The 21,890-nt window shown below is 42.2% G+C and carries 15 protein-coding genes; 14 read left to right on the top strand and 1 reads right to left on the bottom strand.

Going from position 1 to position 21,890, the window contains the following annotated elements:
• The first annotated feature begins 6 nt into the window (after positions 1–6).
• The 10 genes from EHW67_RS06125 (at position 7) to EHW67_RS06080 (ending at position 13,184) form a co-directional block, all read left to right on the top strand.
• Positions 7–2,580, top strand: a complete 2,574-nt coding sequence (locus EHW67_RS06125; RefSeq protein ID WP_126161472.1) for a glycoside hydrolase family 2 protein — start codon at positions 7–9, stop codon at positions 2,578–2,580.
• Positions 2,581–2,629: 49 nt separating this feature from the next.
• Complete coding sequence (locus tag EHW67_RS06120) at positions 2,630–3,916, top strand: DegT/DnrJ/EryC1/StrS family aminotransferase (protein WP_126161471.1); 1,287 nt, start codon at positions 2,630–2,632, stop codon at positions 3,914–3,916.
• A gap of 54 nt (positions 3,917–3,970) precedes the next feature.
• The gene (locus tag EHW67_RS06115) at positions 3,971–4,810 is read left to right on the top strand and encodes a glycerophosphodiester phosphodiesterase (RefSeq protein ID WP_158285083.1); all 840 of its coding nucleotides are present in this window, start codon (positions 3,971–3,973) and stop codon (positions 4,808–4,810) included.
• 42 nt (positions 4,811–4,852) lie between these two features.
• Positions 4,853–5,860 carry a Gfo/Idh/MocA family protein gene (locus EHW67_RS06110; protein WP_126161469.1) on the top strand — a complete coding sequence of 336 codons (1,008 nt, stop codon included), beginning with the start codon at positions 4,853–4,855 and terminating at the stop codon, positions 5,858–5,860.
• Between the two features lie 31 nt (positions 5,861–5,891).
• Positions 5,892–6,530 carry an HAD family hydrolase gene (locus EHW67_RS06105; RefSeq protein ID WP_126161468.1) on the top strand — a complete coding sequence of 213 codons (639 nt, stop codon included), beginning with the start codon at positions 5,892–5,894 and terminating at the stop codon, positions 6,528–6,530.
• A 95-nt stretch (positions 6,531–6,625) separates the two neighbouring features.
• Positions 6,626–7,639: an LLM class flavin-dependent oxidoreductase gene (locus EHW67_RS06100; protein WP_126161467.1), complete on the top strand. Its 1,014-nt coding sequence runs from the start codon at positions 6,626–6,628 to the stop codon at positions 7,637–7,639.
• Positions 7,640–7,800: 161 nt separating this feature from the next.
• Positions 7,801–8,448 (top strand): carbohydrate-binding family 9-like protein, encoded by a 648-nt coding sequence (locus EHW67_RS06095; RefSeq protein WP_158285082.1) that lies wholly within the window; start codon positions 7,801–7,803, stop codon positions 8,446–8,448.
• A gap of 128 nt (positions 8,449–8,576) precedes the next feature.
• Positions 8,577–9,140, top strand: a complete 564-nt coding sequence (locus EHW67_RS06090; protein ID WP_238389854.1) for a helix-turn-helix domain-containing protein — start codon at positions 8,577–8,579, stop codon at positions 9,138–9,140.
• Positions 9,141–9,214: 74 nt separating this feature from the next.
• Positions 9,215–11,713 carry a heavy metal translocating P-type ATPase gene (locus EHW67_RS06085; protein WP_126161465.1) on the top strand — a complete coding sequence of 833 codons (2,499 nt, stop codon included), beginning with the start codon at positions 9,215–9,217 and terminating at the stop codon, positions 11,711–11,713.
• A gap of 190 nt (positions 11,714–11,903) precedes the next feature.
• Positions 11,904–13,184: a DUF5690 family protein gene (locus EHW67_RS06080; protein ID WP_126161464.1), complete on the top strand. Its 1,281-nt coding sequence runs from the start codon at positions 11,904–11,906 to the stop codon at positions 13,182–13,184.
• 356 nt (positions 13,185–13,540) lie between these two features.
• Here EHW67_RS06080 and EHW67_RS20345 read toward each other — a convergent pair whose 3' ends face one another.
• Positions 13,541–13,714 (bottom strand): hypothetical protein, encoded by a 174-nt coding sequence (locus EHW67_RS20345; RefSeq protein WP_158285081.1) that lies wholly within the window; start codon positions 13,712–13,714, stop codon positions 13,541–13,543.
• Positions 13,715–13,814: 100 nt separating this feature from the next.
• Between EHW67_RS20345 and EHW67_RS06075 the strand changes: the two genes are divergently transcribed.
• The 4 genes from EHW67_RS06075 to pbfA all read left to right on the top strand — a co-directional run bounded on the left by EHW67_RS06075 (position 13,815) and on the right by pbfA (position 21,883).
• Entirely contained in the window at positions 13,815–16,958 is a 3,144-nt protein-coding gene (locus EHW67_RS06075; protein ID WP_126161463.1) for a SusC/RagA family TonB-linked outer membrane protein, read from the top strand.
• 13 nt (positions 16,959–16,971) lie between these two features.
• A complete protein-coding gene (locus EHW67_RS06070) occupies positions 16,972–18,453 on the top strand; it encodes a SusD/RagB family nutrient-binding outer membrane lipoprotein (protein WP_126161462.1) in 1,482 nt (493 codons plus the stop codon).
• A gap of 256 nt (positions 18,454–18,709) precedes the next feature.
• A complete protein-coding gene (locus EHW67_RS06065) occupies positions 18,710–20,425 on the top strand; it encodes an alkaline phosphatase family protein (protein WP_126161461.1) in 1,716 nt (571 codons plus the stop codon).
• A 93-nt stretch (positions 20,426–20,518) separates the two neighbouring features.
• Positions 20,519–21,883, top strand: a complete 1,365-nt coding sequence (pbfA, locus tag EHW67_RS06060; RefSeq protein ID WP_126161460.1) for a (R)-1-hydroxy-2-aminoethylphosphonate ammonia-lyase — start codon at positions 20,519–20,521, stop codon at positions 21,881–21,883.
• Positions 21,884–21,890: the final 7 nt, after the last annotated feature.

Genomic DNA, 21,890 nt, shown 5'->3' with positions numbered 1-21,890 from the left:
TTAAGAATGAACAAATCCTTCAGTATGACATTATCGGATAATTGGAAAATTCAAAGCTCTAAAGAAGTTACGGACCAGGGTGAGATCTTATCTACGGATGCATCCCTATCAACCAACTGGATTCCTGCAAAGGTGCCTTCTACGGTATTGGGCACCTTGGTAAATAACAATACCTATAGCAATCCCTACTTTGGGGAAAATCTAAAGGAAATCCCTACCCATTTGTTTAAAGTGCCTTGGTGGTATACCAATAGCTTTGAGCTTTCGGAAGAACAGGCCAATAATTATGCAAGCCTAAATTTTGACGGTATTAACTATAAGGCCAATGTGTGGTTAAATGGTGAACTTATAGCCAATAGCAGCGATATAGACGGGGCCTTTCGCATAACTTCTTTTGATGTTAGCAAGCAAATTAAAGAAGGTACCAATGTATTGGCCATAGAGGTAATACCGCCCAAACCCGGGGATTTTAGTATTGGGTTTGTAGATTGGAACCCGTCTCCACCAGACGGCAATATGGGTATTTTTAGGCCCGTTACCTTACATCTGCATGGTGGGGTTTGTTTAGAGAAACCATTTGTAATGACCCAAGTGGACTTAGATAGCTTACAGGCTGCCGATGTTAGCATATCGGTAGAAGTGAAAAATTATTCGGACAAGACCATTAGCGGTGAAATAGTAGGTAATATTGGTTCCAAGAGCTTTGGTAAAAAAGTAACTCTTGCTCCCAATACGAAGCAAGAGGTCAGTTTTTTGAGTAGCGAGTTTCCAGCCCTTCATTTTAAGGAGCCCAAACTTTGGTGGCCCGTACAATTAGGGAATCCGGACCTGTATGATCTGGAATTGAAATTTATGGAGTCCCAGGAGGTACTGGATGAAACCCATACGAGATTTGGAATCCGAGAAATAGAGGATTACTGGTTAAACGATATTCACAGGGGATATAAGGTAAATGGCCAAAAAGTATTGATCAAAGGAGCCGGGTGGACAGATGATATGCTGTTAATGGATACCGATGAGAGCATAGAGGCACAGGTGAAATATGTAAAACAAATGAATCTTAATTGTATTCGTTTGGAAGGATTTTGGGGCAAAGACCATAAATTGTACGACCTCTGTGATGAATACGGTATTTTACTGATGGTTGGCTGGAGCTGCCATTGGGAGCATGAGATCCATATGGGCGTTCCGGTAAATGAACGTTTTGGAGGGGTCTATAAGCCTGAGGATATAGCTCATGTTGCCCAGGCTTGGGAAGATCAGCTAATATGGTTGCGCAATCACCCTAGCATCTTTGTCTGGACCGTAGCCAGTGATAAGGTACCCATTACGGAATTGGAGCAGAAGTATATTGATACCTTTGCCAAATATGACCCTACCAGGCCGTATTTAAATTCGACCGGAGGTGTAGGCAGTGACCAGCACGTAATAGGGAGCGAGGATGTTATTAGTGAAATTAGTGGCTCATCAGGGGTAAAAATGCTGGGTCCCTATGCCTATACCGCTCCGGTATATTGGTTCACCGATACCCAATTTGGTGGCGCCTATGGCTTTAATACGGAAACGGGGCCGGGAGCCCAAGTGCCGCAGTTGGAGAGTTTAAAAAAAATGATACCGGAGGAACAGTTGTGGCCCATGGGCAAATCCTGGGACTACCATTGCGGCAGGTATGAATTTTCGGATTTAAGCAGGTTTACAACCGCCATTGAGGAGCGCTATGGGGCACCGGACTCCTTGGAGGAATTTGATAAGAAGGCCCAGGCCATGAATTATGAGCTTATGCGGCCCATGTTCGAAGCCTTTCAGGTAGAAAAAAAGAAAGCCACGGGAATTGTGCAGTGGATGCTCAATGCCGCCTGGCCAAAAATGTATTGGCAATTGTACGATTATTACCTTAATCCTACTGCGGCCCTTTACGCTACACAAAAGGCATGTGCTCCCCTGAACCTTATCTACAATTATGGGGACAATAAAATATATGCCGTAAACGACCATTTGTATCCCGTAAAGGATCTAATGGCGCGCATACGCGTATATTCCATAGAATCCGAGATCCTTTTGGACGAACAGGTTACTTTAAATTTGGAACCGGATTCATCCAAGTCTATTTATGGATTGACGGAATTGGACGGCCTCACCACTACTTATTTTGTAGACCTTAGATTGTACAATACGGAACAGGAAGAAATTGGCAATAATTTTTATTGGCTATCCACAAAGGAGGAGGTATTGGATTATGATGCCGATTTGGGGCCGTTTGCTTTCCATACTCCCAGTAAGGAGTACGCTGATTTTACACAGTTGAATACCCTGCCCATAATTGAGTTGGAGGAGGAGCATAGCTTTGATCGGGATGGGAGTAATCAGCAATTGGAAGTAGTCCTTAAAAATAACACCGAACATATTGCCTTTTTGATCAACCTAAAGGTCGTGAAGAAAAAGAATGGAGAATTGATACTTCCCATTTTTTGGGATGATAATTTTTTATCCCTGCTTCCGGGCGAGCAACGTAAGCTTACCGCCACCTTTGAATATGACGGTGAGGCGCAGTTAAATATAGAAGGTTGGAACCTAGGGTAGGCTGTAACCCGATAATATTTTGTAAGAACAGAATACAATTTAGTACTGTATGAAAAAATTAGCTATTAATGGGGGCGCTCCAAGTAGGGATACTTCCAAAAACCCATGGCCACAATGGCCGGTTTGGGGCAAAGAGGAAGAAGTTGCCCTTATCAATGTATTACATAGTGGGGTTTGGTCCTATAACGGCCCAAAAGAAACCGAATTTAATAAACGCTTCGCCGAGTTTACCGGAGTGAAGCATGCCATTTGTACCGTAAATGGTACTGTTACCTTGCAACTGGCTTTGGAGGCAGTGGGAGTAGGTGTTGGGGATGAGGTTATTGTGCCTGGACTTACATGGCAGGCTACGGCTGCAACGGTAATAGATGTCAATGCGGTTCCGGTATTGGTAGATGTTTGTGAGGATAGCTGGTGTATAGACCCCAAAGAGGTAGAAAAGGCCATAACACCCAGAACAAAAGCTATTATCCCGGTACATTTATACGGGGCCTTCGCAGATATGGACGCTATTATGGCCATAGCCAAAAAACACAATCTATATGTTATTGAGGATTGTGCCCATAAACACGGCGGGGAATGGAACGGTAAAAAAGCAGGAAGTATTGGGGATATTGGTAGCTTCAGCTATCAGTTGTCCAAGCATTTGACTGCTGGGGAAGGTGGATCTGTAACCACCAATAATTCTGAATTGGCCGAAAAACTGGATGCCCTTAGAAACTGTGGAAGAAGGCCGGAGCCAGATGCCACGGAGGAGGTAGACAAAGGGGCTGGCGATTATGGGGATGATGACGGTAATTTTATTCAGTCCGGGAATCTTAGGATTACCGAATTCCAAGCCGCTATCCTAATTGAAGGCCTTAAGCGCCTGCCGGCACAAAACGCCACAAGGGATGCCAATGGGGAGTATTTAAATAGCCTGCTCAGCGAAATTCCAGGGGTATCACCCATAAAACGCGATAAAAGAGAAACCAAAAAGGCATACTTTAATTTTGCCTTTAGATATCACAAAGAGGAATTTAAGGGGCTGCCTATAGAAAAATTTAGAAGTGCCTTAGAGGCAGAATTGGGCATTGTTGTAGACGCCAGCTACGAGCCTTTAAACAATTGTTCCCTATACGTGCCACACACCAAACCTGCTAGGCATAAACTAAACGAAGCTTATTGGAAAGCCATTGACCCCAAGAGATTTTCACTGCCGGTCTGTGAGAGAATATTCAAGGAAGAGTCGGTTTGTGTACACCATAAGGTCCTAATGGGATCCAAGGCAGATATGGACCTGCTGGCCCAGGCCATTACAAAGATTTATACCCATGCTGCAGAGTTAATGGATTAACAAATACTTCCTTATGGCTATCTTTATGGTTCTTACAATGGATAAATGAATACAATGAAAACAGTCATAGGTCTCGTTTTTTTACTGTTGTGCCCTAGCCTTGCTTCGGCTCAAAATTTCTCGGGCCTTTCAGGACCCTATCCTATGCCTAAAAATGGCATTTGTGCACATAGAGGGGCTAATGAGACCCATCCGGAGAATACCCTAGCTGCATTTAAGGAAGCTATTCAATTGGGAGCCCATATGATAGAACTGGATGTTCAGATGACCAAGGACAATGAATTGGTCATCATGCACGACGCAACGGTTAACAGAACCACCAATGGTAAGGGTCGGGTAAGTGATTTAACGCTAGCTCAAATAAAAGAATTGGATGCCGGTAAATGGAAATCCAAAAAATTTAAAGGGGAAAAGGTCCCAACTTTAAAGGAGGCTCTTAAGATAATGCCAGTAAATATTTGGCTTAATATTCATTTAAAGGGAGATGAAGAATTGGGAGCGGCAACGGCCAAAGCTGTGATCCAGGCAGATAGAATACACCAGGGGGTAATAGCCTGTAATGAGGAGGCGGCCAAAGGGGTAAGAAAAATAAGCCCCCACATCATGATCTGTAATATGGAACGTACTCTTAGTAGGGACAATTATATAAGCACTACCATAGAAAAGGGTTTCCCTTTTCTTCAGATAAAGAGCAGTAGAGATGGCCTAAACCTCCCACAAGACCTAAAAAGACTGAAAGAGCGTGGGGTGCGCGTAAATTACTTCCATGCCGAAGAGGTAGGTCAAGTGAAGACCTTATTGGAAGCAGGGGTAGATTTTATATTGACAGATCATTTGCAAAAAATGCTCGAGGCCTATAATAATATGGGCCGTGAAAAGAAAGAAACATTATAGGGAATATGTTATGGTCCTTGAGGGGATATTTAATTCAATATTATGAAAAAAGTAAAAATAGCCCTAATTGGTGCAGGATTTATTTCCGATTATCATGCCCGTGGGTTACAGACAATACCGGAGGTTGAAATTGTGGCCGTGGTATCCAAGAATCTTGAAAATGCAGAGAAATTTGCCCTAAAATACAATATCAAGGAGGCGCTGAACAATATAGAGCCACTATTGGACAATCCGGACTTAGACGGAGTTATCATAAGTACTCCCAACCAGTTTCATGTGCCTTATGCTATTGCCTTCCTAGAAAAAGGCAAGGATGTTTTTTTGGAAAAGCCTATGGGAATGAATGCCCAGGAAGGCCAACAAATGGCAGAGGTGGCACATACTGCCCAACAACTGGTAATGGTGGGGCATATGTGGCGATTTGATACGGATACCCGGTACATTAAGGATACCGTAGCTTCTGGTAAGTTGGGGAAAATATTTAAGACCAAGGGATACGGTATACATGAAAATTGGGGCCCCAGTGGATGGTTCACAAAAAAGGAATTGGCAGGGGGCGGTGCCTTGGCCGATATGGGCGTTCATGCCATTGATGCGGTACGTTATATTTTGGGCGACCCAAAACCAATAAAGGTATATGCCAGAATTTCAACCGAATTTGGGGATTATGACGTGGACGACACGGCTATTTTGGTCATCACCTGGGACAATGGCACGGAAAGTATAATAGAAAGTGGATGGTGGCACCCCCACATGGACGGACCTGAGGCCAGTACCAGCCTATTCGGCACCAAGGGATATGCCAATCTCTTTCCTACCTTTTTAAAAATGAAAGAGGGCGAAGGCACGGTAACAACAGCGCCAGAGCTTCCAAAAAGGGAGGATCATTGCGACCAAATAATCTATACCCGTCAAATGGAACATTTTATAGATTGTATTAAATCCAGGCAACAGCCTTTTCCTGGTCTGGAAGAAGGGCAAATGGTTTTGGATATTGTGGACGCCGCCTACCAATCGGCGAAAACTGGAGAGGTAGTAAACTTGGTATAAGAGGCCTACCTCAAAATATTAAAAAAAGCCGATGCCTAATTTTTCCACCAATATTAAAAATATCATCTTCGATCTGGATGGCACCCTTTGGGATCCCATGGAAATGAGTGTCAAGGCCTGGCATAAGGCATTAAATGGGTTCAGTTGTATCAAGGACCCAATCTCCAAGGAGGCTATACAAGGCATTATGGGCATGCAGCACGATCTGGTAGGGAAAAAATTGTTTTCTTACCTAAGTAGCCAAGAACAGCATGAGGTCATGAATAGTTGTTATGAACAGGAGGTTATGGACATTAAAGCATCGGGAGCAAAGCTATACTCTGGCTTGGAGGACACCCTGCAGCAGCTTGGAAAAAAATATAATCTGTTTATTGTGAGCAATTGTCAGGCCGGATACATAGAGGCTTTTTATGAATACCACGGTATGGCCACTTATTTTAATGATTTTGAATGTTCAGGGGATACAGGTTTGTCCAAGACACAGAACATCAAAATGCTTATTGAGAGAAATGGTGTGGACAAGCCCGTATATGTTGGGGATACCCAAGGGGATTATACAGCTGCCATGGGGAACAATATACCCTTTATTTTTGCGGAATATGGCTTTGGTGAGGTTCCCAATGCAATACATACCATTTCTAAAATCACCAAATTAATGGATATATTGTAAGGTTTGGCTGCAGCCAATGACTTCATACTTCGTAATTTTGCAGTATTTACCCCCTTCCTAGATTTGGGGTTTATTATACATCTAAAGAAAAGAAAATGAAGGAGTATATGGGTAATCTAAAAAAGATAAAATTTTCTGTTTTGGACCTTGTCCCAGTGGCAGAGGGATCCACTCCAAGGCAATCCATTAAAAAGAGTGTGGCATTGGCCCAATATGCGGAAAGCTTGGGCTTTGAACGATTTTGGATTTCCGAACACCACAATATGGAGAGTTTGGTTAGCTCTGCAACGCCTATTTTAATTGGTCAGGTAGCGGAGGCAACAAAGACTATCCGGGTAGGTTCCGGGGGCATTATGTTGCCCAACCATGCTCCCTTGATCGTTGCCGAGCAATTTGGGACCTTGGAGACTCTTTATCCGGGAAGGATAGATCTAGGCTTGGGAAGGGCTCCAGGTACAGACCAACAAACGGCACAGGCACTGAGAAGAAATCGTTCCGAAACCGTGCACGATTTTCCCAAGGACATCGGGGAATTACAAACCTATTTTGCCAAGGAAAATAGCAATGCCGCGGTGAGGGCCATACCAGGTGAAGGCTTGGATATTCCCTTGTATTTGTTGGGTTCCAGTACTTTTAGTGCCCAATTGGCTGGGTTAAAGGGGTTGCCCTATGCTTTTGCTAGCCATTTTGCACCCACCCACCTACATGATGCATTAAGGTTATACCACCAAAATTTTGAACCTTCCAAACAATGTGGGGCTCCCTACACCATTGCCTGCGTTAACGTAATAGCAGCGGAAACCGATGAAAAGGCCAGACATCTGGAGACCAGTCTTCAACAATTGGCCTTGGGTATTATTAGGAATACCAGAAAACCCCTGCCCCCACCAGTGAAAAGTATGGACGGACTATGGCACGAAATGGAAAAGGTTCAGATACAAAAAATGATGTATTATAGTTTTGTAGGATCTAGAGAGACCGTAGAAAAAGAGCTTTCGGCCTTTTTAAAAGCCACCCAAGTCAATGAAATAATGGTGGTTTCCCATATTTATGATCATGAAGACCGACTAAAATCGTACGAAATAGTGGGAAGCCTTTTTAACGGATAAAAATTTTGGAACCTTATCCCTTGTTTGTTGTAACACATTATAAATTCTGATTACTTTGGTCCCATCTAAGGTTGTACAAAATGCGGGAAAGTATATGTGCCATGCTATGCTTTTTTCTGGTAGCGGTTGGTTGTAAATTAAAAACTCAAAACAGTGACAAGGTGATTAAGGTCAAAGAAATTAATGGTTATGAGGGGGTAAGTATTGATAAGGTATCTCAATTGTTGGAAGAACGGGCTGCCATTCACTCCATCAACATCCTCAACTGGGACAACTACTCCTACATGCCCGCTGTAAGTTTTAGGATTGCCCATAGCAACAATGAAATTTGGTTAAAGTACTATGTAGAGGAAAAGAGTATAATGGCTACCGTTGCAGATACCAATGGGGCCGTACATAAAGATAGCTGTGTGGAATTCTTTTTTGATCCCCTTGGGGATGGGAACTATTATAATTTTGAGTTTAATTGTATTGGGACTACCCATTTGGCTTTTGGAGGGGGAAGAAGCGACCGACAGTTTTTGGCTCCAGAAACAATAGAAGCTTCCATTAGGGTTCAAAGCTCCTTGGGAACACAGGTATTTACCGAAAGAACAGCTGATCACTCTTGGGAAATGACCGTTGTAATACCTGCAAATACTCTTAGCCATAACCCGGGGATTAAACTAAAAGGCCTAAGCGCCAAAGGCAATTTTTACAAGTGCGGGGACGCCACTTCAGAGCCCCACTATTTAAGTTGGAATCCCATTAAAACAGAAAACCCCGACTTTCACAGGCCAGAGTTTTTTGGGAATCTGGTTTTTGAATAAGGCATAAATTATAATAACCCGTTACTTAATAGGTACCATTAACTTACTATTTTTACTTAACTTAAGTTTGTCAACTACAGCCCTGTGCCGTAATAATTACTCAGGGATAATTTCTAAATTCTATTTGGATGAAAAAACTCCTCGTTAAAAATATGGTGTGCAATAGATGTAAAACGCTTTTGGAACAGGAATTTGCAAAGGCGGGCATAAGCATACACGCTATAGAACTGGGAGAGATTACTTTTAAGGATGAGGGAGATATCGATGAAGCCGCAATTGAAAAAATACTTAAGAGCAACGGTTTTGAATGGGTGAGGGATACGGCAGAAATGATTATTGAAAATATTAAAATAGAACTCATCAGTACCATTAATAACGATACCCTGGCCGAGGTGGACAATATCTCCAAGTATTTGTCCAAAAGGTTAAACAAGGAGTATTCGGTATTGAGTAAAATGTTTAGTAGGAAGGAGGGTATTACTATAGAAAAGTACTATATCCACCTAAAAATTGAAAAAGCCAAGGAGCTTATTCAAATGGATAAGTTGAATTTTTCTGAAATTGGTTATAGGCTTAATTATAAGAGCAGTAGCCATTTGGCATCACAATTTAAATCGGTTACGGGAATGGCTATGGGCCAATATAAAAAACTTCAACAGTGGGATAGAAAACCACTTGACAAAATTATGTAAGGAATATCCATAATTGTAAAAAGTATTCCCCAACTATATCGTTAATTTTACTTAACGTTAAAAAATAGATGGAGATGAAGCATACCTATGATATTCACGGCATGACCTGTAATGGTTGCCGTGCCCATGTTGAGAATACGCTAAATGCAGTGGAAGGGGTTACAAAGGCATCTGTTGATCTGGAGAAGTCCAAAGCCATAGTGGAATCGGAAAAGCATATTCCTATTGCAGCATTTAAAAAAGCCCTTGAAGATGATGGTGGCGCATATGGGATTTCCATCCCCGGTGATGGACACCAACATCATGGTCCTAAAAAACAAAAGTCGGGAAATACCGGAAGCGGTACCTTTTATTGTCCTATGCATTGTGAAGGTGATAAAACCTATGACCAACCCGGCGACTGTCCAGTTTGTGGTATGGACCTGGTGGAGGAGGCAAAAATGAACACCCATAGTGGTACGCAATATACCTGTCCCATGCATTCGGAGATTGTGGAAGACGAGCCAGGGGATTGTCCCATCTGCGGTATGGAACTTGTTCCTATGAAGGCCGATGTTTCGGCAGAACAAAAAAGCTATGATAGATTGCTAAGGAAATTTTGGATTGCCCTTGCCTTTACTCTTCCTATTTTTATCATTGCCATGTCCGAAATGATTCCCAATAACCCACTTTATGATTTGTGGGATATAAAATATTGGAACTGGATACAGTTAGGGCTTTCCATACCGGTAGTTTTTTATGCTACATGGATGTTTTTTGAAAGGGCCTATCGTTCTGTGAAGACATGGAATTTAAATATGTTTACCCTCATTGGGATCGGCTCTGGTATTGCCTGGCTATTTAGTGTTTTTGGGATGCTTTTTCCGGATATTTTTCCTTCTCAGTTCAAGACCCATACAGGAACGGTACACGTGTATTTTGAGGCAGCTACGGTTATTCTGACGTTGGTATTATTGGGCCAATTATTGGAGGCCAGGGCTCACAGTAAAACCAATAACGCCGTAAAGGAGCTGCTAAAATTGGCCCCTAACAAGGCCGTAAGGGTGGTTGATGGAAAGGAAGAGGTGATCGCAATAGATAAAATTGAAATAGGGGACCTTCTTCGGGTGAAGCCGGGGGACAAAATCCCGGTAGATGGGGAAATCCATGAGGGGAAGACCTCGGTAGATGAATCCATGATTAGTGGAGAACCCATTCCGGTAGACAAAATGGAAGGTGACCAAGTTAGTTCCGGCACCATAAATGGCAACCAGTCCTTTATAATGAAGGCCCAAAAGGTAGGTTCGGATACCTTATTGGCACAGATTATAGAGATGGTAAACAAGGCCAGCCGCAGTCAGGCACCCATTCAGAAATTGGCCGATAGGATTTCTGCTTATTTTGTGCCCATAGTAGTACTTATTTCCGTGCTTACTTTTGTGGTATGGGCTGCATTTGGACCGGAACCTAGATATGTATATGCCTTGGTAAACGCCATAGCCGTATTAATTATCGCCTGCCCATGTGCCTTGGGTCTAGCTACTCCCATGTCGGTCATGGTAGGGGTGGGCAAGGGTGCCCAATCCGGGGTACTCATAAAGAACGCCGAAGCGTTGGAGAAAATGAAACGTGTAAATACCTTGGTTATAGATAAGACCGGAACCATTACTGCAGGAAAACCTTCGGTAGAAAAGGTTGGGGCAGTATCCCAAAAGTATACAGATAAGGAAGTACTACAATATATTGTGTCACTAAATCAATTTAGTGAACATCCACTTGCCCAAGCAGCGGTGAAATATGGCAAGGAACAGCAGGTAGAGGCCATAGAGACCAAGGATTTTGAGTCGGTTACCGGAAAAGGCGTTATGGGCAATGTAAAGGGTAAGGAAGTGGCATTGGGCAATAAGGCCATGATGAAAGAAGCCAATGCCAGCATTTCTGAGGAGTTGGAAAAAGAGGTGGCCGATCAGCAGCGCCTGGGAAAAACGGTATCCATATTATCTATAGATCGCAAAGCCGTAGGGTATATGGTGATAAGCGATAAAATAAAGGCAAGTAGTAAAAATGCCATTGGAGAATTGCAATCTCAAGGAATATCGGTAATAATGCTTACCGGCGATAATAAGGAAACTGCCAAAGCGGTTGCCGAGGAGGTGAATCTTGGCGATTACAAGGCCAGTATGCTGCCGGAAGATAAATTGAAGGAGGTAGAAAGACTACAGGAAGAAGGAAGAATTGTTGCTGTGGCCGGAGATGGAATCAACGATGCCCCTGCATTGGCAAAAAGTGATGTGGGCATCGCTATGGGAACGGGAACCGATGTAGCTATTGAAAGCGCCGCCATTACCTTGGTAAAAGGAGACCTACAGGGGATAGTGAAGGCCCGCAACCTGAGTGATAAGGTGATGGGGAATATTAAGCAAAATTTATTCTTTGCTCTAGTATACAACACCCTTGGTGTACCTATCGCCGCCGGGGTACTATATCCGTTTTTTGGATTGTTACTGTCCCCCATGATAGCCGCCCTGGCAATGAGTTTTAGTTCGGTTTCGGTCATTGGTAATGCCCTTAGGTTAAGGAAGGCAAGTATTTAGGGTTCTTTATATGGTGAAAACCAAAATTGTGGACAGACTATATATGGCTTCAACAGCTATATTACCTTTATTTAATCTTTAGATAAACATGATATAACCCTTAATAGTTCATTTACAACTCAAAAAGTGGGAATTTTGGTTTAGAATATTTACCTTTTATAAAAATTTACCGACCAAACCAACCAATTTTTTGAAGCTAGGAAAAAGAGATATTTCGTTTTTGCTGTATGGCGCCTTTGCATCCTTTGGCACTTACTTTTGTATGTACGCCTTTCGCAAGCCTTTTACCGTGGCAACCTTTGAAGGACTTTCCTTTGCAGGTGTGGACTATAAGATAGTTTTGATTATTGCCCAAGTGCTGGGATATATGCTTTCCAAGTTTATTGGAATAAAAATTATTTCTGAGCTGCAGCCCAACAAAAGGATATATTATTTGATGGGGCTTATATTTTTAGCAGAGGCCAGCCTTGTTTTATTTGCCCTTACTCCTGCCCCCTATAATTTGATTTTTATGTTCCTTAACGGGATCCCCTTGGGAATGGTCTGGGGAATTGTCTTTTCCTACTTGGAAGGAAGAAAATTTACCGAATTTTTAGGCGTGGCGCTATGCTCCAGTTTTATAGTATCCAGCGGGGCGGTGAAATCTGTTGGATTGTTGGTTCTGGAATACGTAGGGGTCTCCCAATTTTGGATGCCATCGGTTACCGGAGCTATCTTTATTGTTCCCTTTGTTTTCTTTGCCTGGTTACTAAATAAACTGCCTCCACCTTCACAAGAGGACAAGGAGCTGAGAACAGAACGGGTCCCAATGACCGGAAAAGACCGAAAAAGAGTTTTTCTAAACTACCTTTTTCCACTTGTAGTATTGGTTTTGTTCTATACCTTTTTAACGGCCCTGCGCGATTTCAGGGATAATTTTTCACGTGAAATCTGGGATGCCTTGGGATTTCAGGGCGATGCGGCCGTGTATACGGTATCGGAAGTTCCCATTGCTGTATTGGTATTGCTGATTGTTGGTCTGTTTGGGTTGATAAAAAATAACTACAAGGCCTTTGTGTCCTATCATTATTTATTGCTTTTCGGCACTATTTTTATAGGGTTGTCCACCTGGTTGTTCCAAATGGCCTTTATGTCCCCCTTAGTGTGGATGGTTAGCGTTGGTTTTGGACTTTATATCTGCTATGTGCCTTTCAATTGTATCTTTTTTGATAGGATGATAGCTACCTTTAATATTAGGGGCAATGCCGGTTACCTTATTTATATTGCGGACGCTTTTGGCTATTTGGGGAGTATGGGCGTGCTGCTGTATAAGAACTTTGGCCAGAGTCAACTTTCATGGCTCAATTTCTTCATGGTCAGCACTTATTTGATCGCAGTAGTGGGTGCAATTATCTGCCTGGTTTCCTTATTTTATTTTAAAAGGAAATACAGGAAAACCAGATTAAAAGAATCGGACATACAGTTGGTATAGCAATACCTTCACCCTCCTCCCCAACTCCCATTATTTTTTAAATTGTTGTTTTATACCTATTGTTCTGTTTTCATCAGCGGATGGAAAATGAATGCTGCTGTTTATTTTTTAACCATTGCATTTAAAAAGTTCTCAATTCCTAAGACTATGGGGTATAACAGCCCAATACCTAAAGTTTGGCTACAAAAGGTTAAAATATTATAGTATTGGTATAAATAACCGTAGGTTTCCTATAGAAAGTTGACATATATTTAATGACCAAATAACCTAACCAAATAAATTATATGTCTATGTAGAAGCTATACACAGAAGTATTGAAAATTTATTGTGTAGCTGTGGTTCTTTTCATCATTGGTCTACATGATAGTACCGGGAGTTGTTTCGAGGTTGAAATTCAATTGATTCAGGAATGCCTTGACACCTTGGCCCAGAGGAAGGTCATTTTCTTGGGAAAAATCAGAACGAATGCATTTTCCTACTTTTTGCGCCTTTACATCTACCGCTAACATTTTGTTAACAGATAAAGGCATTTCATTGCAATCATTTAATGTTTAATGATGGTTCTGTTAACCTGCCCAAGGGATATTTGCGCTTATCAAAAAAATCAAAAAATTTTACAAACACTAAAAAATGAACAAAACTAGTATTGTTATGATATTTGCATTTTTTGCATTTGTCATGGGCCATTCCCAGGGAATTTTTTCGGGGACGGTATTGGATGAGAACAAAGTGCCTTTACCCGGTGCATCGGTTGTTGTTAAAGGTAGTGCAAACGGAGTGGCTACGGATTTTGATGGAAATTTTCAAATAAATTTGACCACAGGAAATGAAATTCTAGTGGTTTCTTATATAGGCTATATTCCCACAGAGATTTCTACTGCCAACAAAACCTCGGCAGAAATAACCCTTCTTCCGGACAATCAAAAACTGGATGAAGTGGTAGTTACGGCCTTGGGGATAACCAGGGCAGAGAAAAAGATTGGTTATGCTACCCAGAAAATGGATGTTGAGGTAATTGAGGAAATCAGTGCCCCCAATGTTGGGAACCTTTTTACCGGTCAGGTTGCAGGTCTTACAGTGAGTAACCCCACTGGATTATTTCAGAAGCCCAGCTTTTCCCTCAGGGGAAAATCGCCACTGATCGTAATTGACGGGATACCCGTTGAAACCGACTTCTTTGATGTGTCGGCCAATAACATTGCGAATGTAAACGTATTAAAAGGGACAACTGCATCGGCACTTTACGGGTCTAGAGGTAGAAATGGAGCTATTTTGATTACTACTAAAAATGCCAAGGTAGACGGCTTGGAAATTAGTGTTTCCCACAATACCATGGTTTCGGCTGGGTTTACCGTATTCCCGGAAACACAGACCGAGTACGGTAATGGTTCCAATGGAAAATATGAGTTCTGGGACGGTAAGGATGGAGGTATTTCCGATGGAGATATGATCTGGGGTCCAAAGTTTGAGCCTGGGGTAATGGTATCACAATGGAACAGTCCCATATTGGATAGTGAAACTGGGGAAACTATTCCTTGGTGGGGTGATGTTTACGGAACCCAATATGATGATAAATCGCGTTATTCCAGAGTTCCAATTCCTTGGGAATATCACAACAACCTAAAGGATTTCTTGGGTACAGGGTATATATCCACAACCGACTTTTCGGTATCCAGCAAATCAGAAAAAGGTTCTTTCCGTTTGTCCGGAAACTATTCCGATCAAAAGGACAGGGTTCCCAATTCTGGTCTTAAAACAGGGGGGTTAACCTTTAAATCGACCACTAACCTGTCCAAATCGCTTACCTTGGACAGTAAGTTATCCTATAACAAAGTGTATTCTCCCAATTATCCTCGTCATGGCTACGGTCCAAAAAACCATATGTATACCATATTAATATGGATGGGCGATGATGTTAACGGCAAGGAATTGGAAGAGCATATGTATGTTCCCGGACAGGAGGGATATAGACAGGCTAACTTTAACTATGCCTGGTACAATAACGTATACTTTGCTGCAAACGAACTGAACCAGAAATATGATGCCGATCTTATTAATGCGCAAATGGTTCTGAAATACAATATAGCCGAAGGCCTAAACTTGCAGGGAAGGGGTTCTGCGGTAATACAGGATATTTTTGAGGACAGACAAAGTCCTAAGACCTACTTAAATTATGGTGATGCCAGGGAAGGGGATTACAAAACATGGAATTCCAAAAGGCTCACCGTAGACTATGATGTCTTGGCCTCATATACAAAGGAGTTGAGTGATGACCTCTCCTTTGATGTCAACGCCGGAGCCTCCACTTTTTATAGAAAATACCAACAGGAGTACAATTCCACAGATGGATTGGTGGTACCCTTTGTTTATAGCCTTAACAATACCAGTGGCAATGTGGCGGCAACTACCTACTTACAGGAAAGGGCAACCAATAGTGTTTACGCCACCTTGGGTGTAGACCTTTATAATGCTGTGTTCTTAACGGCTGCAGCCAGGAACGACTGGTCTTCTACCCTGCCCGTAGAGAATAGATCTTACTTCTATCCTTCGGTTTCGGCCAGTACCGTAGTATCCAATTTTGTTACCATGCCAAAAGCTATAGATTATCTAAAGTTATATGGTTCATGGGCACAGGTATCCAGTGATCTGGACCCCTATAGAACAGAGGCCTACTATACCAATAATGGTGTTTTTGGAGGTAATGTTAAGCTGCAGTATCCCAATGGCCTGGTAAATGCCAATATTGAGCCGGAAACATCCAATTCCTTCGAATTGGGGCTTAGCTCAGCCTTCTTAAAAAATAGGTTGGCTTTGGACCTTACCTATTATAATGTGGTTGATACCAATCAGATCATTGACCTTCCCATCTCCAATACTTCGGGCTTTGAAAACCGAAAGGTAAATGGGAATGAATATACCACCAATGGATTGGAATTAGTGCTTAATGCCAAACCGATAGTTTTGGACGACTTTAAATGGAACCTTACGGCCAACTGGAGTAGAAAAGTACAGAAAATCACAGAAATATACGGAGACAATACTACCTATAATAACCTTAGGCTCAATGATAGGGCAGACAGTTATTATGCCACCGTATGGCAGAAGTCGGCCGACGGGGATTTGATTTTGGGTTCCAACGGACTGCCCATTAGAGATAATTACCCACAACTTTTGGGACATAATGATCCAAGCTGGACCCTAGGCCTTCAGAATAGTTTTAAGTATAAGAACCTTACCGTAAACATAGGTATAGACGGCGTATGGGGAGGATTAATCCGCTCCTTGACCGTGGAGAAAATGTGGTGGGGTGGTAAACATCCAAATTCTACCGAGTACAGGGACGCAGAATATGCGGCCGGAGAACCGGTTTACGTTCCCAACGGGGTTCAGGTTACCGGGGGAGAATTGGTTCAGGACGTTAATGGAGACGTAATCTCCGACACCAGGACCTATTCACAAAATACCACCGCCGTAAGCTGGCAGACATGGTCACAAAACTATCCGTACAGAGCGGCAGTGACCTATAAGGAAAGTGAAAAGTTTGCCAATATCTTTGACAGGAGTTTCTTTAAATTGAGAACGCTATCCTTTAAATACGATATCACCGAATTGGCCAATATTGATGGTGTTAAAAGCCTGGATGTCACCCTAAGTGGATATAACTTATTGGCATGGAAGAAAGCTGATATTATTGATCCGGATTTTGGGAATGATAATAATTTGCAAGACCCCTCTACCCGATATATTGGTATCGGAGCTAATGTTAAATTTTAGAAATAGATATAAAATGAAAAAAATAGGAATTTTATACAGCCTAGTCGTATTGGCAGTCCTTTGGGGATGTCAGGACCTTACGGAATTAAACGATAATCCGAATAATGTTAGTGAAACCCATCCGCAATTATTATTGACCAATATTGCAAGTAGTGCTTTTCAGGTGCAGGGAACAGGGGCATTGTACGCCACCCGTATGCTGGTACAGACCGATGGGGAAAACAATAACCAATATTACAACTGGAACCGTGCAAGTTTTGATGACTATAATATGCTTGGAGAGGTTACCAAAATGATGCAGGAAGCAGAACGTATCGGGAGCGATGAATATGTGGCCTTGTCCAAATTTTTTAGGGCCTATTACTTTTATAACCTTACCCTTACCTTTGGTGATATTCCCTATAGTGAAGCCCTAAAAGGTGAGACAGAGGAGAAGTATTTGCCTAAATATGACACCCAAAAGGAGGTTTTTATGGGCATTTTACAGGAATTGTCCGAAGCCAATGATCTTTTGGAGGGGAATACCAATATCATTGCCGGGGATGTTATTTACGGTGGTAATACGGTAAAATGGCAAAAATTGATCAATTCCTTTAGGTTAAAGATACTTATGACGCTTTCCAAAAAGGAAGGTGATGCCGACCTTAATATCATAAGTACCTTCGCAAGCATCTACAACAATGAGCCTATAATGGAGTCCAATGAGGATAACGGTCAGTTGGTCTTTTTGGATGAAGAGGGTAGTAGGTATTCAGAATTTAACTCCAGTAGCTATGGTTCCGGTATGTATGTCTCCGCAACTTTTATAGAAAGGTTGCAGGACAGAGAGGATCCTAGATTGTTTATTTACTGTGGCCAGACCAAGAACGCCAAGGAGGGCGGATTGGCAATAGATGATTTTTCGGCTTACGAAGGGGGTGACCCTATAGCACCTTATGCAGAAGTGAACGACAAGGCTGCTGCCGGGGATGTTTCCAAGGTGAATTTGAGATATACCACCGATCCGACCAACGAACCACATAACCTTATGGGGTATTGGGAACTGGAATTTATTTTGGCAGAAGCTGCGGTTCGCGGATGGATAAGCTCCGATGCCATGGTTCATTATGAAAATGGTGTTAAGGCCTCCTTTAGCTTTTATAACGATTATGCCAAGAACTATGAGGTATATGTAGAAGAAAGTGATGCGGAGACTTACCTTGCTGGGCCTTTGGTAGCTTTTGATAATTCACTTTCCACAGAGGAAAAACTAGAACTTATTTTGACCCAAAAATACCTTACCTCCTTCTTACAAACTGGATGGAGGGCGTATTTTGATCACCTAAGAACAGGTTATCCGGCTTTTGTGCAACTTCCAGATGCTACGCCTCCAACAAGATGGATATATCCAAACTCTGAATACGAAAATAACACGGCCAACGTGGCCGCGGCTATTGAATCCCAGTTTGGTACCGGTAACGATAAGATCAGGGAAATAACATGGTGGTTGCAATAACCCCGTGCATAATGGGAAAAGTTTAGGATCTTAGGTAAGCCGATTAAAAAGTATATCTATATTTTTTAATCGGCTTGTTTTCCTTTACCCGTAAGCTCCATGGGTCTAGTTCCAAGCCTTAAATTAGACTAGGAATTTTATGATTAAAATTATAGTTATAGTTACAAATATTTAATATTAATAAATATTTAACTTACCTTAGGCTCACTATATTAGCGTAAAATCCCTTGGTGAAAAATAAATAAGTGTTTAACAAATGAAAGGAATCAATCTAGCGTATTGCGGCAGGTATTTTAAAGGTGTAACATGCCTTTATTTGGGACATTTCCCAAAAAAGGTGTGGCCAAGACTAGCCTTGATCTTTATGGTGACGGTGCTAATAGTTTCCTGCGGAACAAAACACCAGGAAAATACGCCCAATGCAAAGCATGTGGTGGTTATTGGTTTTGACGGATTGAGTCCAGACGGATTGGCAAAGGCCAATACGCCAACCTTCGACAAAATTAGGTCTGAAGGGGCCTCCACCCTGCATGCCAGGGCGGTTCTACCAACAAGCTCCAGTACCAACTGGGCATCCATGATTATGGGTGCCGGTCCGGAACAGCATGGGATTACCTCCAATAGTTGGGAAAAAAACAATTTTGTATTGCCAACCGTTACCCAAGGCGAGGACTTTTTGTTTCCTACTATTTTTCGTTTGATAGATGATCAAATAGAGAATGCGGAAATAGGAGCCATTTATGATTGGGGCGGATTTGGAAGACTGTTTGAAAAATCAGCTTTGGATTATGACATAAATGCAGCAACCGAAGATGAAACAGCTACCTTGGCCAGTGCCTATGTAAAAGAGAAAAAGCCCAGTTTCACTTTTGTGCATTTTGACCATATAGATCACGCCGGACATGAGTACGGTCACGGGAGTCCGGAATACTATAAGTCCGTTGAAAAAGCAGACGCCAAGCTAGCCGAAGTAATGCAAGCTATCAAGGCCTCTGGAATGCAAGAAGAGACCCTGGTCATCATAAGTGCCGATCACGGTGGACTGGGCAAAGGACATGGAGGGGAATCTTTACAGGAAATAGAAATTCCATTTATTCTATGGGGAAAATCAGTAAAGAAGAACCATGTGCTTAAATATCCGGTGTATCAATATGACAATGCAGCTACAGTTGCCTATGCCTTGGGGATAGATCTTCCTTTGGCTTGTATTGGCAAGCCTGTTAAGGATGCCTTTGAAGGTTTTGAAGTTAAGGATGATTACCCTTTGACCATACGGGTATATCCACCAACCATATATCCAAAGCCAGTGTTGAACAAAAAGGCAGGCGGACTTTTTGATAGACAGGCGACAATAAGGATGGAGAACCCCAACCCATCAGGTGAAATAAGGTATACCTTGGACGGTTCCATGCCCAATAATAGCGCTGCGCTGTACACCCAACCCATCAATACAACCAAAAATGGGGTTGTTAAAAGTGCCATTTTCAAAGACGGAAATATTATAAGCACGGTATCAGAAGCTTTTTTTAGAATTAAGGAAAAGGACAAAGACCCTCCTATTTCCTATGAGGTGTATTACCTTGATAACCTAAAGAGTATTCCCAGTTTGGCCAATAAAAGACCGGATGCAAGGGGAACTTGTTTTGAAATTACTTCCGATGAGGTAAAGGAAGAAATAAAAGCCAATACGGTAGTAAAGTTTAGTACTACGATCCAAATTAAGGAGGAGGATAGGTATACGTTCTATACCAATTCTGATGATGGCAGTAAATTATGGATCAATAAGGAGTTGGTGGTTGATAACGATGGAGATCATGGCGTAATGGAAAGGGATGGCAGTATTTTGTTACAAGCAGGTACATATCCCTTAGAGGTGGTGTGGTTCAATGGTGGAGGTAGTGGCTGGTTAAATGTTGATTATAAATCCAGTTCCCTTCCCAAACAAGTTTTACCCACCACAATACTCAAATAGATGGTATGAAGCCAGCTCTCGAAACCTTAATTTTTTTTATTTGGTAAACTAAAAGAGGAAGAAAAAGGTAATTTGTAGAATGTCATAAACCTTATGGAGCAATATGAATTAAACAATATGGATGAGAACAAAAAGACCGAAGGGGATATAAATGCCTCTCCGGCAAGGGAGGCGTGGTTACGTTCTGAGATCAATGAGGATACCAAACATATATTGGATAGGGATGCACGGTTTTTTCTGCACCAATCCATGAGCACCCCTTGTTTAGATGTTTTGCAGTCTTGCTCAGGGCCCTATATTGAAAATATATCCGGAAAAAAATACCTGGATTTTCACGGGAACAATGTACACCAGGTGGGGTACGCCAATCCTAGTCTTATTGCGAATATAGTGCAGCAATTGCAAACCCTACCTTTTTCACCGCGTCGATACACCAATGTCCAGGCTATCAATTTTGCCGAAAAATTGGCATCCTTGGCGCCTTCAGATTTAAATCGGGTTTTGTTAACGCCCAATGGTAGTTCGGCTATAGGCATTGCCTTAAAATTGGCTAGGGCCGTGACCGGAAAATTCAAGGTGGTATCTTTTTGGGATTCTTTCCACGGAGCTTCCTTAGACGCTATTAGCGTTGGTGGCGAGGCTGTTTTTAGGGAGTCTATGGGTCCATTGATGCCCGGGGTGGAGCGTATACCACCACCCGTTACCTACAGGGGGATCTTTGAGGGGAATGAGAAAAAATGCTTGGAATACCTAGAGTATGTCTTTTCCAAAGAAGGCGATATAGGAGCTTTTATTGCCGAAACCATTCGCAATACGGACGTTCAATTGCCATCAAAATCATTTTGGAAAAAAGCGAGGGAGCTTTGTAACCGGTACGGTGTTTTGTTGATACTGGATGAAATACCAATTGCCTTGGGAAGAACTGGTAAAATGTTCGCTTTTGAGCATTATAAGATTGAGCCGGATATTCTGTGTATCGGAAAAGGATTGGGAGGAGGTCTATTTCCCCAGGCCGCAATGATTACTAGGGATGAGTACAACAGGTTTGCCGATATTTCCCTGGGGCACTACACCCATGAAAAAAGTCCGATTGGGGCCGTGGCAGGATTGGCTACCATAACCTTTATTGAGGAAGAAGGACTTTTGGAGAAGGTAAAGGCCGATGAGGCGTTCCTAAAAAAGGCATTGGATGCCATGCAACTCAAGTATCCGCTTATTGGAGAGGTCAGGGGTATGGGGCTGTTATGGGGTGTGGAACTGGTGAAGGACAGGAAAACAAAGGAAAAAGCCATTGAAGAGGCCGAAAAGGTAATGTATGAATGTTTAAAACGCGGACTTAGTTTTAAGGTGTCGGCAGGGAATGTACTGCAATTATCACCAGCGCTTACCATTAGCAGAAAGGAGCTGAATAAAGCCTTAAATATTTTGGATGAAAGTTTGGCAGCTATACATTCCTGATAACTTA

This window comes from Arenibacter aquaticus (assembly GCF_003957295.1).
Lineage (GTDB): Bacteria > Bacteroidota > Bacteroidia > Flavobacteriales > Flavobacteriaceae > Arenibacter > Arenibacter aquaticus.
Note: the sequence above shows the minus strand (reverse complement) of the source record. Positions and strands in the feature narration are given on the sequence as shown.